The following is a 14198-nucleotide window of genomic DNA, read 5'->3' on the forward strand; positions in this document are numbered from 1 at the left end:
CAGGGGCGCGCGCGGCGGGCCGCCTGACCGGGCCGCCCGCCAGAAGGCGCCATAGACCTTGAACGGCGCCCCCGATCCCGATCGCACGGCGGAAGGCTCGTGCAGCAGGCGCCCGCCGAAGGTTTTCACGACCGCGCCGCGCTCCTCGAGAGCAAGCCGCAGGTCCGCGTCGATGGAGGCCTCCGGCTCGCTGTAGCGGCGCGTCCAGAAAACCTGGGCGGCGCCGCTTTCGTCCACGGCCTGCGGGACCGCCGCGCGGGCACTGCCCATTCGGACCGCGAATGGCAGGCCGATTCGCGCACAGTCGCGGGCGAGCGCCTTCAGCGACTGCGCCAGCCACCAGCGCGAGGCGCCCCCGAGCGGGCGCAGGCCGGCGCTTTCTTCGTCGAGCAGGAAGAGCGCGGTGACGGGAGCACCGCGGGCGACCGCCGCCGTCACCGCCGGATTGTCCGCGAGGCGCAGATCCTCGCGAAACCAGATCAGGGCGCAGGGCGGGCGGCCGGACGAGATCATGCGGGTTCTCGATAGGCGGGGGCGTCACGGCCTTGGCGCGACGGATCAGGATCGGGTCCTGAATGAAACAGGGGGCCGACCTTGCGGTCGACCCCCTGTCGAAACTGGCTCCTCGGGCAGGATTCGAACCTGCGACAACTCGATTAACAGTCGAGGGCTCTACCGCTGAGCTACCGAGGAATCTGCGCGCCCGGGGGCGCGCTTGCGGCACGGCGGGCCTATAGCAGACGGCGCGGCGCGGCGCCAACCCCGCTCGGCACTATCCTGTCGAGATAGTCGCCCGGCCTCAGGCGGGCTGAGCCGCGCCAGGCTCCTGCTCGAAGACGAGCAGGTCCAGAACCGGTCCTGCGCTTCGGCCGCCGAACCGCGTCACCAGGGCATGCGCCTGTCCGCGGTGATGCGTCTGATGATTGAAGAAATGCAGGAGAGCCGACGCCAGCGGCTGCTCGACCGCTTCGGGACTGGTGACCCGCCGGTAGCGGATCTTTCCGAGAAGGTCGTCCGGCGTGAGGTTTTCAGCGAAGGCGAGGATCCTGCGGTCCTCCGCCGCGCGCGCCGCGGCGAGATCCGCGAGATCCTCGAACAGGATCGCGTCAAGACGGTCGGGGGCGTCGCCTTCGCCAGTGAACCGCCGCATCCAGATTCGGTCGGCCGCCAGAAGATGGTTGAGGGTCCCGCAGAGGCCCCCGAAGAAGGCGCCGGCTTCGGCGTGAAAGGCGTCCGCGGGAAGCGCGGCGACCGACGCGTAGAGGCGGCTGTTCGCCCACGCATTGTAGCGCGCGCATGTGATCCACTGTTGCGTCGGCATCCGGGGCCTCCTTGCGGACCCGAAAGCTAGACGTTCCGCACCTGCCGGAAAACATCCGCCGGGCGCGCCAAACGAACGCGGCGGCCCGTCGGCCGCCGCGTCGCTTTCGTCAGTGGCTGGTCCGTTACTCCGCCGCCTGCTGCGGGGTCGCGGGCGTCACCGAGATCGCCGGCTCGCGGCCGTCGAGCTCCGCGCGCGCCCGGCGGACGCCGGCGGCGTAGTCCGGATGAACCCGCTCGAAGTGGACGAGCTGACGCTCGGCGATCTCCTCCGGGATCCCGCTCATCGCGGCCGCGATGTTGGCGAACAGCCGGCTCTTCTGGCCGTCGTCGAACAGGTTGAACAGCGCGGTGACCTGACCGTAGTCGTCATTGCCGTCACGGTGGTTGAAGCGGTCCGCGTCGCCCGAAAGCCTCAGCGGGGGCTCCTTGGCGAACCTGTCCTCAGCCGGCCCGTTCACCGAGTTCGGCTCGTAATAGGCGTCCGGGTTGCCGGTGCGGATGCCGCCATAGACGTTCATCTGCCCGTCCTTGTGGTAGTGGTGAACCGGGCAGCGCGGCATGTTCACCGGGATCGACTCGTAATGCGTGCCGAGCCGGTAGCGGTGCGCGTCCGCATAGGAGAACACCCGCGCCTGCAGCATCTTGTCGGGCGAGAAGCCGATGCCCGGCACGATGTTGGACGGCGAGAACGCCGCCTGCTCGATCTCCGCGAAGTAGTTTTCCGCGTTCCGGTTGAGCTCGATCACGCCGACCTCGATCGGCGGGAACTCGCCATGCGGCCAGACCTTGGTGAGGTCGAAGGGATTGTACGAGGTCTGCTCGGCCTGCTCCTCGGTCATGATCTGGACCTGCATCGTCCAGCGCGGGAACTCGCCACGCTCGATGCCGCCGAACAAAGCCTCCTGGTAGCTCTCGCGAGTCTTGCCGATGACCTGGTCGGCCTCTTCGTTCGTGTAGTGCCGGTGACCCTGCTGGGTCTTGAAATGGAACTTCACATAGTAGCGCTCGCCGGCGTCGTTCCAGAACGAATAGGTGTGCGAGCCGTAGCCGTTCATGTGCATCGGAGACACCGGCAGGCCGCGGTCCGACATCAGGATGGTGACCTGGTGCAGGCTTTCGGGCGAAAGCGACCAGAAGTCCCACATCGCGGTCGGAGAGCGCATGTTGGTCTTCGGGTGGCGCTTCTGGGTGTGGATGAAGTCCGGGAACTTGTAGGGATCGCGGACGAAGAACACCGGCGTGTTGTTCCCGACGAGGTCCCAGTTGCCTTCCTCGGTGTAGAACTTCAGCGCGAAGCCGCGGACGTCGCGCTCCGCGTCGGCCGCGCCCAGTTCGCCCGCCACGGTGGAGAAGCGCGCCAGCATCGGCGTCTCGGCGCCGGGCTGCAGAGCTTTCGCCTTGGTGTATTTCGAGATGTCGCCCGTGATCTTGAGGACGCCATACGCGCCCCAGCCCTTGGCGTGCACGACCCGCTCCGGGATGCGCTCGCGGTTCTGGTGGGCGAGCTTCTCGACGAGCTGGTAGTCCTGAATCAGCAGCGGGCCCCGGGGACCGGCGGTCCAGGAGTTCTGGTTGTCCGGCACCGGCGCGCCGGCCGTCGTGGTCAGGCGATGGGTCATCAGCAGCCTCCTTGGTCGGGCCCGCTCCTTGTTCCAGACGCTTCGGCGATGCGCAGGCAGGGCGGCTCCACAAGGTGAGTTTCCCCTGCGCGGGTCGATCAGCGCAAATCAGTTGTTTCGCCGTGGCGATAAGATTATCTGATAGCTCATGATCTCGCTTCGACAGCTTCGCTATTTCGATCAGCTCGCGCGCCTCCGGCATTTCGGGCGAGCGGCGGCGGCCTGTTCGGTGACCCAGCCCGCGCTCTCGATGCAGATCCGGGAACTCGAGGCTGAACTTGGCCGCGCGTTGATCGAGCGTGGCCGCGACGGCGTGAAGCTCACCAGGACCGGCGAGGAAGTCGCCGCCCGCGCCGTCTCCATTCTCGCCGCGGTGGCGGATCTGGAGCGCCGTGCCCGGGGCGACGATGAACAGCTCGTCGGCTCGGTGAACCTCGGCGTGATCCCTTCCGTCGCTCCCTACCTGCTGCCCCGCCTGCTGCCCGCGATCGCCGAGCGTCATCGGCAGGCGCAGCTCGCCCTGCGCGAGACGCAGACCGAGACGTTGATGCGCGAACTGCTCGCAGGATCGCTCGACGCCATCCTCGTCAGTCTCCCGGTCGAGGCGAACGAGGTCGAGGTGGAGCCGCTCTTCGACGACGCGTTCCTGCTGGCGGTTCCGGCGAGCAGCCCGCTTGCGCGGCGCCGCGTCGCGAGCATCGATCTGCTCGACGACGCCGAGCTGCTGCTGCTCGAGGATGGACACTGCTTCCGCGAGCAGGCCCTGACCGTCTGCCGCTCAATCGATCCACGCCGGCTGCGAAGCTTCGGGGCCACCAGCCTCTCGACCCTCATGCAGCTGGTCGCGAACGGCCACGGGGTCACGCTCCTGCCGCAGATGTTCGTCGACGCCGAGGCGCGCGTCGATCCGCGGGTCAGGTTGCTGAGGTTCGAGGAGCCTGAGCCGAAGCGCGTCCTGGCGCTCGCCTACAGGAGCACGTCGCCGGTCAAGAGCGGCCTGCTGGCGCTCGCCGAGACGATCAGAACGGCTTGCGGCCCGCAGCTTCCGGCGGAAAATTCTTCCGCCGGTCGGGTCGGCGCGTTATAAGCCGGGCGCTTTCCGAGATCCTTCCCCCGTCGCGCGCGCCTTGACCAAGGCCGCCGCGGCTCATCCAAAGACAGGCGATCCATGGCTATCGAGCGCACCTTCTCCATCATCAAGCCGGATGCGACTCGCCGGAACATCACCGGCAAGGTGCTGACCCTGATCGAGGACGCGGGTCTCCGGGTGATCGCGCAGAAGCGGCTCCACCTGACCAAGGAGCAGGCCGAGGGCTTCTACGCCGTTCACAAGGAGCGGCCGTTCTTCGGCGAGCTCGTCAGCTTCATGACCTCCGGCCCGGTCGTCGTTCAGGTGCTCGAGGGCGAGAACGCGATCGCAAAGTATCGTGAAGTGATGGGCGCGACCAACCCGGCGAACGCGGCCCCGGGTACGATCCGCAAGGAGCTCGCCGAGTCGATCGAGGCGAATACTGTGCACGGCTCGGACAGCCCCGAGACGGCTCCGCAGGAGATCGCGTATTTCTTCAAGGACGAAGAGATCGTCGGCTGACGGTCTGAGGGGCCCGGGGGGCTTCCTGAGGCCTTTCTTGCGGCCGCTCTTGCTCCATTATCGTGAGCGCGGCCTGACGTTGCATAATGCGCCGAGGCGAGCCAACGCCTCGGCCGGTCGGTGGGAGAAGACGGAATGGAATTCACTTTCGCCTTCGATCAGCCGACCTTCTGGTTCGCGCTCCTGCAGATCATCTGGATCGATCTGCTGCTGTCCGGCGACAACGCGGTGGTCATCGCGCTCGCCTGCCGCAAGCTGCCGCCGCATCAGCGCCGCACGGGCATCCTGCTGGGCGCCGGCGCCGCGGTCGGCCTGCGCATCATGTTCGCCTTCGGCGTCACCTTCCTGCTGACGGTGCCGTTCCTCAAGATCGGCGGCGGCATTCTCCTCTTCTGGATCGCGATCAAGCTCGCCACGGACGAGCACGACGCGCACGGAGAGGTCGAGGCCTCGGCGAGCCTCTGGGGCGCGGTGCGCACCATCGCGATCGCGGACGCGGTGATGAGCCTCGACAACGTCGTCGCGATCGCGGCGGCCGCGAAGGGCCATCCGGAGCTCTTCATCTTCGGGCTGCTGCTGACGATTCCTCTGATCATCGCCGGCTCGTCCCTGCTCACCACGCTTCTGACCCGGTTCCCGATCCTGGTCTGGATCGGCGCGGCGCTGCTCGGCTGGATCGCGGGCGAAATGATCGTCGGCGACGTCAAGGCGCTGGAATGGCTGAACGCCTACAACCCGTCGCTGGTCATCCCGAGCCCCGAGACGCCGGGCGTGTTGACGACCGCGAAGCCGCTGCACTACGGGGCCGCGGTGGCGGGGGCGGCGTTCGTCCTGATCGTGTCCTACGTCATCAAGCGCCGGCGTCACCGCTCGGCGGAAGCCACGATCGAGAGCGCCTGAGGGGAGGCGCCCTTCAGGGCCAAATGAACGGGGCTGGCGGCTCGTCCAAGCCGTCGATGACCACCTTGCCATCGACGAGACGGGCCCTGCCGGACGCCCACAGCGCGAGCGCCCTCGGATAGAGCAGGTGTTCGGCCGTCAGCACCCGGGCGCCGAGGCTCTCTTCATCGTCCCCGTCGAGCACCGGAACGGCCGCCTGCGCCACGATGGGGCCGGCGTCCATTTCCTCGGTGACGAGATGGACGGTGCAGCCGTGGAGCCGCACTCCGGTCTCCAGCGCCCGGCGATGCGTGTCGAGCCCCTTGAAGCTCGGCAGCAGGGCAGGGTGGATGTTGAGCATCCGGCCCTCCCAGCGCGCGATGAAGACCCCCGTCAGGAGGCGCATGAAGCCTGCGAAGCAGACCACGTCAGGGGAGAAGCCTGCGAGCGTCCGGTCGAGCTCCGCGTCGAACGCCTCGCGGGACGGAAACAGCCTGTGGTCGACGACCGCCGTCGCGATGCCGGCCCGCTCCGCGACCGCCAGGGCGCCGGCGTTCGGACGGTTCGAGACGACCGCCACGATCTCGGCCGGGTAGCCAGGCTCCGCCGCGGCGTCGATCAATGCGGCCATGTTCGACCCGCGGCCCGATACCAGGATCGCGACCCGCGCGCGGCTCATGAGAGGGCGAGGCGCCCGTGGAAGCGCACCGGCTCGTCGGCCGCGGAGATCGTGACGATCTCGCCGATGATCGTGACCGTCTCGCCCTCGCGGCGGAGCAGCTCGGCGACCGCTTCGGCCTCGTCCGCCGCCACCACCGCGACCATGCCAACGCCGCAGTTGAAGGCGCGCAGCATCTCGGTCTCGGCGACGTCGCCGGCGCTGGCGAGCCAGCCGAACACCGGCGGCGGCGTGATCCGGGACAGGTCGATCTCAGCGCCAAGGCCGTCGGGCAGCACGCGGGGCAGATTGTCGGGCAGGCCGCCGCCGGTGATGTGGGCGAGGGCCTTGAGTCCTCCGGTCGCCTTCAGCGCGGCGAGCAGAGGACGGACGTAGATTCTGGTCGGCGCGAGCAGCGCCCGCCCGAGGCTCTGCAGCGGCGCGAACGGGGCGGGAGCGTCCAGCGCGACGCCTGACCGGGCGACGATCCGGCGAACCAGCGAGAAGCCATTGGAATGGACGCCCGAAGAGGCAAGGGCGATCAACACATCGCCCGCCGCGACGTCCCGGCGCGGGAGCAGCCGGCCGCGCTCCGCGGCCCCGACCGCGAAGCCCGCGAGATCGTAGTCGCCGTCGGCGTACATGCCGGGCATCTCCGCGGTCTCGCCTCCGACGAGCGCGCAGCCGGCCTCCATGCAGCCGGTGGCGATGCCCTTGACGACCTCGTAGGCGACGTCGCCCGACAGCTTGCCGCAGGCGAAATAGTCGAGGAAGAACAGCGGCTCCGCGCCCTGCACGATGACGTCGTTCACCGACATCGCGACAAGGTCGATGCCCACCGTGTCGTGCACGCCGGTCTCGATCGCGATCTTGAGCTTTGTCCCGACGCCGTCATTGGCCGCGACCAGCACGGGATCGGTGAAGCCGGCGGCCTTGAGGTCGAACAGGCCTCCGAACCCGCCGATCTCGGCGTCGGCGCCGCTCCGGCGGGTCGCGCGCACCAACGCCTTGAGGCGTTCGACGAGAGCGTTGCCGGCCTCGATGTCGACGCCCGCCTGTGCGTAGGTGAGGCCGCCATTGGTCGTCTTGTTCTCGGCCATTCCCGCCTCGATGCTGCGTCGCCCGCCCCATAGACCGACAGCGGCGGCCGCGCAACCAAAGCGCTCGGCTTCAGTTTGCGCGCGAGACCCGCATCCGTATGTGATGAGATCGGAAGTGGGCGGTTTGGAGCTGCGACGGGCGTGAACCTGCCGAACTCTCTGACGATGGCGCGGCTGCTGGCGGTTCCGCTCGTGGTGTGGCTGATCGCGACCGGTGAGCACCTCGCGGCCTTCGTGGCCTTCGTGCTCGCCGGAGCCACGGACGCGCTCGACGGCACCCTGGCGCGCGCGCTCGACCAGAGGACGCGGCTCGGCGCCTGTCTGGACGCGGTCGCCGACAAGAGCCTGATCGCGGCGATCTATGTGACGCTTGCTCTGACCGCGCACCTTCCGGCGTCGCTCGCCGCCCTGGTGGTCATGCGCGACGCGTTGATCGTCGCAGGGGTGCTCGTCACATGGCTGCTCGGACGGCCGATCCCGATCGAACCGAGCGGGGTCAGCAAGGCCAACACCTTCGTTCAGATCGCCTTCGCGGCGCTGATGCTGGGCGCGCGGGGCTTCGGCTGGAGCGCGCCGGCCGTCGAGGTCGCGGGAGCGTGGCTTGTGGGCGCCTTGACGTTGTGGTCGGCCGCCGCCTATCTCGCTACCTTCATACGCCACAACATGGTCGCCGGGGCCCGTTCGACGGATGGATAGGCTTGGCGGGTCGGCAGGAGGGCGGGCCACATGAGCTTGCAACGCCAGGCTCTCTTCTGGCTCGCCGCGCTCGTCGCGGTGGCGTTCTTCCTCTACCTGTTCTCAGGCATCCTGCTGCCCTTCGTTGCGGGCCTCGCGCTCGCCTATCTGCTCGATCCGCTCGCCGACAGGCTGGAGAGGCTGGGCCTCCCACGCGTCGCGGCCACGGTCGTCATCCTGCTTTCGGTGCTGCTCATCTTCGTCGCGGCGATAATCCTGATCGCGCCGCTGATCGGCCAGCAGATCGTCGGGCTCGTCCAGCGCCTGCCGGAAACCATCGCGCGCCTGCAGGAGCTCCTCGCGACGCAACGGCAGGGCTGGTTTGGCGGCGTGGTCAACCAAGGGCTCGGCCAGCTGCGCGATTCGCTCGGCACGGTCGTCAGCCAGGCGGTGAACTGGATCACCGCCTTCCTAAGCTCGCTGTGGGCGAGCGGGGACGCGATCATGTCGGTCGTCAGCCTGCTGGTGGTGACGCCGGTGGTCGCCTTCTACATGCTGATCGACTGGGATCGCATGGTCGGCACCATCGACGCCTGGACGCCTCTGCGCCACAAGGAGACGGTGCGGTCCCTCGCCCGGGAGATGGACGAGAGCATCGCCGGATTCGTCCGTGGGCAGGCGCTCGTCTGTCTGCTGCTCGGAACGTTCTACGGCATCGCGCTGTCGACGGTCGGGCTCAACTTCGGCCTCGTGATCGGGCTTGCGGCCGGCTTCATCGGCTTCATCCCCTATGTCGGCTCGCTCACCGGCCTGATCGTCTCGGTCGGCGTCGCGACCGTACAGTTCTGGCCGGACTGGACGATGGTCCTGCTGGTCTTCGGCATTTTCGCCATCGGCCAGTTCGTCGAAGGAAACATCCTGCAGCCGCGACTGGTGGGCGCTTCGGTCGGCCTCCATCCGGTCTGGCTGATGTTCGCGCTGGTCGCCTTCGGCTATCTGTTCGGCTTCGTCGGCCTGCTGGTCGCCGTCCCGCTTGCGGCGAGCCTCGCCGTGCTGATGAGGTTCGCCATCCGCCGCTATCTCGAGAGCCCCTTCTACACGGGGGCGCAAGGACCCAGCATGCTGCCGGGCGGCCCGAAGGGCGCGAGCCTGTTCGGGCCTCGCGGACTTCCGCAGGACCCGCGGCCCATCGCCGGCCCGCCGGAGCAGAGCTGAGACGCCGATGCCGCGCGAGGCGCCGCGCCAGTACCCGCTGGAGCTCCCCCATGCGAGCCGCTTCGGGACCGAGGATTATCTGATCGGTCCCGCCAACGCCGCCGCTCACGCCCTCGTCACCAGCTGGCCGGCCTGGCCCGACCGGCTCCTCCTGCTGATCGGGGAGGAGGGGGCGGGCAAGTCGCACCTCGCGGAGATCTGGCGCTCCGAGGCGGGCGCCACGGCGGCGGCCGACGCGGGCAACGCGATCGCGCTGTTTCTGGAGCGGCCGGGCCGCGCCGTGCTGCTCGAAGACGCAGACCGGACCGGGGCGGATGAAGACGCCCTGTTTCACCTCCTCAACACCGCTCGGGAGCGCGGCGGGGACCTGCTGCTGACCGCACGCTCGGCGCCGAGCCCGGCATGGCCGTCATTGCCCGATCTCGCGTCTCGCCTGCGTGCGCTGCCGGTGGCGCGGCTGGAGCCTCCGGACGAGGCGATGGTCAAGGCGGTGCTGGTCAAGATGCTCGACGATCGGCAGCTTCGCGTGGAGGCGGACGTGGTCGAGTTCATCGCCAGGCGTTCCGACCGATCGATTGGAGCGATACGACGCGTGGTCGCCGAGCTCGACCGCGAGTCTCTCGCCCGCGGCCGAGCCGTGGGCCGCGGGCTGGCGGCGGACGTTCTGGCGCGGTCCCTCGCGGAAGAGGATTGAGGGCTGAATGGACGTTGCAAAACCGTCACAAGAGCGTCGTAAAGAGACCGCCGGCGCGCGTCGCACCACGGCGGGGCGCAAGCGTTCGGGGAGAGATGACGGCATGTCCGACAACGTCCTCCAGGTTCCGCCGCGTGCGGCGATAGCGGAAGCGCAACTCGAGGCTCCCGCTCCCTCCGAGTCCGAAGCTCCTGGCGGAGACCCGTCGCGTTTCGTCAATCGCGAGATCTCCTGGATCGGCTTCAACCGCCGCGTTCTGGAGGAGGCGTCGAACCCCAACCACCCGCTACTCGAGCAGCTGCGCTTCCTGTCGATCTCGGCCAACAATCTCGACGAGTTCTTCATGGTGCGGGTGGCCGGCCTGCGCGGCCAGTTGCGCACCGGGATGGTCGCGCTCTCGCCCGACGGCCTGACGCCGGCCGAGCAGCTCGCCCGGATCGGGGAAGTCGTCTCATCGCTGGCGCATGACCAGCAGATCCGCTGGCTCGAGCTCAGGGAGAAGCTCGCGAAGGCCGGAGTGGTCCTGGTTGAGGGGCCCCAGCTGACGAAGTCGGAGCGGGTGTGGCTGGAGGACCGGTTCCTTCAGCACATCTTCCCGATCCTCACGCCGCTCGCGGTCGACCCCGCGCACCCGTTCCCGTTCATCCCGAACCTCGGCTTCACCATCGCCTTGCAGCTCGCGAGGCAGAGCGACGGCCGTATGCTCAACGCCCTGATCCGCATGCCGGGGCGTATGGAGCGCTTCATCCGCCTTCCGGACGGCGAGTTCGAGGGCGCCCGGTTCGTCAGCCTGGAGCAGGTGATCGGCCTCTTCATCGGCCGTCTCTTCCCGGGATATACGGTCACGGCGCAGTCCGCCTTCAGGGTGATCCGCGACAGCGACCTCGAGGTGGAGGAAGAGGCGGAGGATCTGGTCCGGACCTTCGAGACCGCGCTCAAGCGCCGCCGCCGCGGCTCGGTGATCCGGCTCGAGATCGAAAACACCATGCCGCCGGAGCTCCGCGCCTTCATCGTTGCGGCGCTCGACGTCTCCGATGACGAGGTCTTCGTGGTCGACGGCGTGCTGGCGCTGGGCGACCTGTCCCAGATCATCGCGGTCGACAGGCCCGACCTGAAGTTCAAGCCGTACAATCCGCGCTTCCCGGAACGCGTCCGCGAGCACGCCGGCGACTGCTTCGCCGCGGTTCGGGAGAAGGACTTCATCGTCCATCACCCCTACGAGTCGTTCGACGTCGTCGTGCAGTTCCTGAACCAGGCGGCGCGCGACCCGAACGTGGTCGCGATCAAGCAGACGCTCTATCGGACCTCGTCCGACAGCCCGATCGTCAGAGCGCTGGCGGAGGCCGCCGAGGCCGGCAAATCCGTCACCGCGCTGGTCGAACTGAAGGCGCGCTTCGACGAGGAGGCGAACATCCGCTGGTCGCGCGATCTGGAGCGCGCGGGCGTCCAGGTCGTGTTCGGCTTCATCGAGCTCAAGACGCACTCGAAGCTGTCGATCGTCGTCCGCCGTGAGGGCGGCTCGCTGACCACCTACTGCCATGTCGGTACGGGCAACTATCACCCGGTGACCGCCAAGGTTTACACGGACCTGTCGTTCTTCACGGCCGACCCGACGATCAGCCGCGATGTGGGTCGGCTGTTCAACTTCATCACCGGCTACGCCGAGCCCGCCGAACTCGAGCTGCTGGCGGCTTCGCCCCACACGCTCCGCAAGCGTTTCCTCACCCACGTCGGCGAGGAGATCGCGCACGCCAAGGCCGGCCGGCCGGCCGCGATCTGGGGCAAGTGCAACAGCCTGATCGACCCGGAGATCATCGACGCGCTCTATGAGGCCAGCCAAGCCGGCGTGAAGATAGACTTCATCGTCCGCGGCATGTGTTCGCTGAGGCCCGGAGTGCCAGGGCTTTCGGAGAACATCCGCGTCAAATCGATCGTCGGCCGGTTCCTGGAGCACAGCCGCATCTACGCTTTCGGCGCCGGACACGGGCTCCCTTCGCCGAAGGCGCACGTCTATATTTCGTCGGCGGACCTGATGCAGCGCAACCTCGACCGCCGCGTCGAAGTTATGGTGCCTATCCTCAACCCGACGGTCCACGAGCAGGTGCTCGACCAGATCATGGTGGCCAATCTGAAGGACAATCAGCAGAGTTGGACCGTTCTGCCGGACGGGACCTCGCGCCGGATCGTGCCGGCTGCAGGCGAAGAGCCATTCAACGCCCATCAATACTTCATGACCAATGCGAGTCTCTCGGGGAGAGGCAAGTCCGTGAAGACGAGTTCGCCGCGTCGGTTGGCCAAACGTGGATAAGGTTCTCAAGAAGGCGCGCGGCAAGGCTCCTCGCACGTCTCCGCCGCCGTCTCCGGCCGTTGAGCCCGAAAGGGCTCCGGTCGCGAAGCTGTCCGGCGCGCCCGGTCGGCTGCCTTGCGGGCCGCCGATCGCGATCATCGACATCGGCTCCAACTCCGTTCGCCTCGTCGTCTACGAAGGCCTGTCGCGAGCCCCGACCGCGCTGTTCAACGAGAAGGAGCTCTGCGCGCTAGGGCGCTCCATCGCCACGACCGGACGGCTCGCCCAGGAATCGACCGCGCGCGCGCTTGCGGCTTTGCGGCGGTTTCGCGCGCTCGCCCGGGCGATGGGGGTCGGCCGCATGTACGTGCTGGCGACCGCCGCGGCGCGGGACGCGGAGAACGGACCGGAGTTCATCGCCGAGGCCGAGCGCGTCTGCGGTCAGCCGATCGAACTGCTCTCCGGCAAACGCGAGGCCCGGCTCTCCGCGCTCGGCGTCGTCTCCGGTTTCTTCAAGCCGGATGGCGTGGTGGGCGATCTCGGCGGCGGCAGCCTCGAGCTTATCGACGTCAACAAGCGGCGCGTGGGCGCGGGGGCGACGCTCCCGCTCGGCGGCATTCGTCTGCAGGACGCGTCCGACCGTTCGATCAAGAGAGCCGACCGGCTGGTCCGCGACGCCCTCGAGGATTCCGGCCATCTCGACGGGCTGAAGGACCGGACTTTCTACGCCGTCGGCGGCACATGGCGCGGCCTCGCGCACATGCACATGGTGCAGAAGAATTTCCCGCTGCACGTCCTGCACGGCTACACGATACCGGCGCGCGAGGCGCTGGAGTTCTGCCGCGTGGTGCGCCGGGTCGACCCCGACACCCTGCCTGCCGTCGGCGTCGTCTCCGCCGAGCGCCGCCCGTTGCTGTCGTATGGCGCGCTCGTGCTGGAGCACATCATCCGCCTGGGTAAGCCACGCGAGGTGGTGATGTCGGGCCTCGGCGTGCGCGAGGGCTTGCTCTACGACCTGCTCGACGACGACGGGCGCCGGGAGGACCCGTTGCTCGCCTCCGCCCGGGAGCTCGGCTGGCTGCGCGCCCGCGCTCCCCGGCACGGCGACGATCTCGTCGAGTGGACGGACCGGCTGTTCCGCAGCGTCGACATCGACGAGAGCGCGGAGGAGCGCCGCTGGCGGCACGCCGCCTGCCATCTCGCCGACGTGGCCTGGCGCGTCCATCCCGACTACCGCGGCGAGCAGGCGCTCGACATGATCGCCCACGCCGCCTTCGTGGGCATCGATCATCCGGGCAGGGCCTTCATGTCGCTCGCGGTGTTTTACCGGCACATGGGCCTGCTCGACGACGAAGCGAGCCCGCGCATCCGTGAGCTCGCCTCCACCCGCATCCTGGACCGTGCGCGCACGCTCGGCGCCGCGATGCGCGTCGCCTACCTGATCTCCGCCGCGTTGCCGGGAATTCTGCCGCGCACGCCGATCGGGCTGAAGCGGGAGGTGCTGACGCTCAAGCTTCCGGCCGAGCTGGCCGACCTCGCGAGCGACCGGCTGAAGAACCGCCTGCAGAAGCTCGGCAAGCTGCTCGCCCGCCGCACGGCTCTCGTGAACGTATGAGCAGCGCTCGGCGAACGCCCCAGCGTCGACCGACGCGCCCCGGGGCGGAAGCCGACAATATGGCGGTGACGCCGCCCGAGAGGGGGTCGACGGAGGTCGCGCGCCAGATCCTGCCGACCTCCGGCACGATGATCGGGGTCTGCACCACCCTTGTGGGTCTGGTGAAGATCCTGGAGGGCCAGTTCGGCGGCAGCCATGTCGACGAATGGGGCGCGATCATCGCGGTCGCCTTCCTGGCGAGCGCGATCTTCTCTTATCTGGCGATCCGCGTGTCGCTCCAGTCCGTGGTGTCCGGCCGGACCCTGGAGCGGTGCGCGGACGTGCTCTTTCTGTTCGGGCTGTTCGCCCTTGTGGTGCTCGTCGCGCTGTTCGCCTTCGAGACCATCTGAGGCTATTCGGCGCTGACGCCGGCCTCCGGCTGCTTGCGCTCGCGATTGCGCCGCGGCCGAGGGGGTCCATGGAGCCTCCTCGGGGGCGGCGCGACGACCAGTCAGACGCGGCCAGTTTCCTGCAGCCGGGGGGCAGCCGCGGGTATCGCGGTC

At 68.5% G+C, this 14198-nt stretch carries 14 protein-coding genes and 1 tRNA gene; 9 read left to right on the forward strand and 6 right to left on the reverse strand.

Going from position 1 to position 14198, the window contains the following annotated elements:
- From ACIKT0_RS05550 to katA, 4 genes are all read right to left on the reverse strand, one after another.
- A partial coding sequence (locus ACIKT0_RS05550) for a deoxyribodipyrimidine photo-lyase (RefSeq protein ID WP_407104382.1) occupies positions 1–513 on the reverse strand: 513 nt, incomplete at its 3' end.
- A 105-nt stretch (positions 514–618) separates the two neighbouring features.
- Positions 619–693, reverse strand: a tRNA-Asn gene (locus ACIKT0_RS05555).
- Between the two features lie 106 nt (positions 694–799).
- Positions 800–1321 carry a DinB family protein gene (locus ACIKT0_RS05560; protein WP_407104383.1) on the reverse strand — a complete coding sequence of 174 codons (522 nt, stop codon included), beginning with the start codon at positions 1319–1321 and terminating at the stop codon, positions 800–802.
- 124 nt (positions 1322–1445) lie between these two features.
- Positions 1446–2942, reverse strand: a complete 1497-nt coding sequence (gene katA / locus ACIKT0_RS05565; protein ID WP_407104384.1) for a catalase KatA — start codon at positions 2940–2942, stop codon at positions 1446–1448.
- Between the two features lie 148 nt (positions 2943–3090).
- On the opposite strand from katA, the gene ACIKT0_RS05570 reads away from it, so the two are divergent.
- The 3 genes from ACIKT0_RS05570 (at position 3091) to ACIKT0_RS05580 (ending at position 5433) form a co-directional block, all read left to right on the forward strand.
- Complete coding sequence (locus tag ACIKT0_RS05570; RefSeq protein WP_407104385.1) at positions 3091–4029, forward strand: hydrogen peroxide-inducible genes activator; 939 nt, start codon at positions 3091–3093, stop codon at positions 4027–4029.
- 81 nt (positions 4030–4110) lie between these two features.
- Positions 4111–4533: a nucleoside-diphosphate kinase gene (gene ndk / locus ACIKT0_RS05575; protein ID WP_183394088.1), complete on the forward strand. Its 423-nt coding sequence runs from the start codon at positions 4111–4113 to the stop codon at positions 4531–4533.
- Between the two features lie 135 nt (positions 4534–4668).
- Entirely contained in the window at positions 4669–5433 is a 765-nt protein-coding gene (locus ACIKT0_RS05580) for a TerC family protein (RefSeq protein ID WP_407104386.1), read from the forward strand.
- 13 nt (positions 5434–5446) lie between these two features.
- Here the strand turns inward: ACIKT0_RS05580 and purN are convergent, their stop codons facing one another.
- Both purN and purM read right to left on the reverse strand, forming a co-directional pair.
- Positions 5447–6091 (reverse strand): phosphoribosylglycinamide formyltransferase, encoded by a 645-nt coding sequence (purN, locus tag ACIKT0_RS05585; protein ID WP_407104387.1) that lies wholly within the window; start codon positions 6089–6091, stop codon positions 5447–5449.
- Positions 6088–7170 (reverse strand): phosphoribosylformylglycinamidine cyclo-ligase, encoded by a 1083-nt coding sequence (gene purM, locus ACIKT0_RS05590; protein WP_407104388.1) that lies wholly within the window; start codon positions 7168–7170, stop codon positions 6088–6090. Before purM ends, purN begins: the two co-directional genes overlap by 4 nt.
- A gap of 141 nt (positions 7171–7311) precedes the next feature.
- Between purM and ACIKT0_RS05595 the strand changes: the two genes are divergently transcribed.
- From ACIKT0_RS05595 to ACIKT0_RS05620, 6 genes are all read left to right on the forward strand, one after another.
- A complete protein-coding gene (locus ACIKT0_RS05595; RefSeq protein WP_407104389.1) occupies positions 7312–7866 on the forward strand; it encodes a CDP-alcohol phosphatidyltransferase family protein in 555 nt (184 codons plus the stop codon).
- 30 nt (positions 7867–7896) lie between these two features.
- Positions 7897–9060: an AI-2E family transporter gene (locus tag ACIKT0_RS05600; RefSeq protein ID WP_407104390.1), complete on the forward strand. Its 1164-nt coding sequence runs from the start codon at positions 7897–7899 to the stop codon at positions 9058–9060.
- 7 nt (positions 9061–9067) lie between these two features.
- Entirely contained in the window at positions 9068–9754 is a 687-nt protein-coding gene (locus ACIKT0_RS05605; protein WP_407104391.1) for a P-loop NTPase family protein, read from the forward strand.
- A 103-nt stretch (positions 9755–9857) separates the two neighbouring features.
- Entirely contained in the window at positions 9858–12062 is a 2205-nt protein-coding gene (locus ACIKT0_RS05610; RefSeq protein ID WP_407104392.1) for an RNA degradosome polyphosphate kinase, read from the forward strand.
- Between the two features lie 88 nt (positions 12063–12150).
- A complete protein-coding gene (gene ppx, locus ACIKT0_RS05615; protein ID WP_407104394.1) occupies positions 12151–13656 on the forward strand; it encodes an exopolyphosphatase in 1506 nt (501 codons plus the stop codon).
- 59 nt (positions 13657–13715) lie between these two features.
- Complete coding sequence (locus ACIKT0_RS05620; protein WP_407104393.1) at positions 13716–14045, forward strand: hypothetical protein; 330 nt, start codon at positions 13716–13718, stop codon at positions 14043–14045.
- The last annotated feature ends 153 nt before the right edge of the window (positions 14046–14198 follow it).

The sequence above is a fragment of the Hansschlegelia beijingensis genome (assembly GCF_045505405.1).
In the GTDB taxonomy this organism is placed as follows: Bacteria; Pseudomonadota; Alphaproteobacteria; order Rhizobiales; family Methylopilaceae; genus Methylopila; species Methylopila beijingensis_A.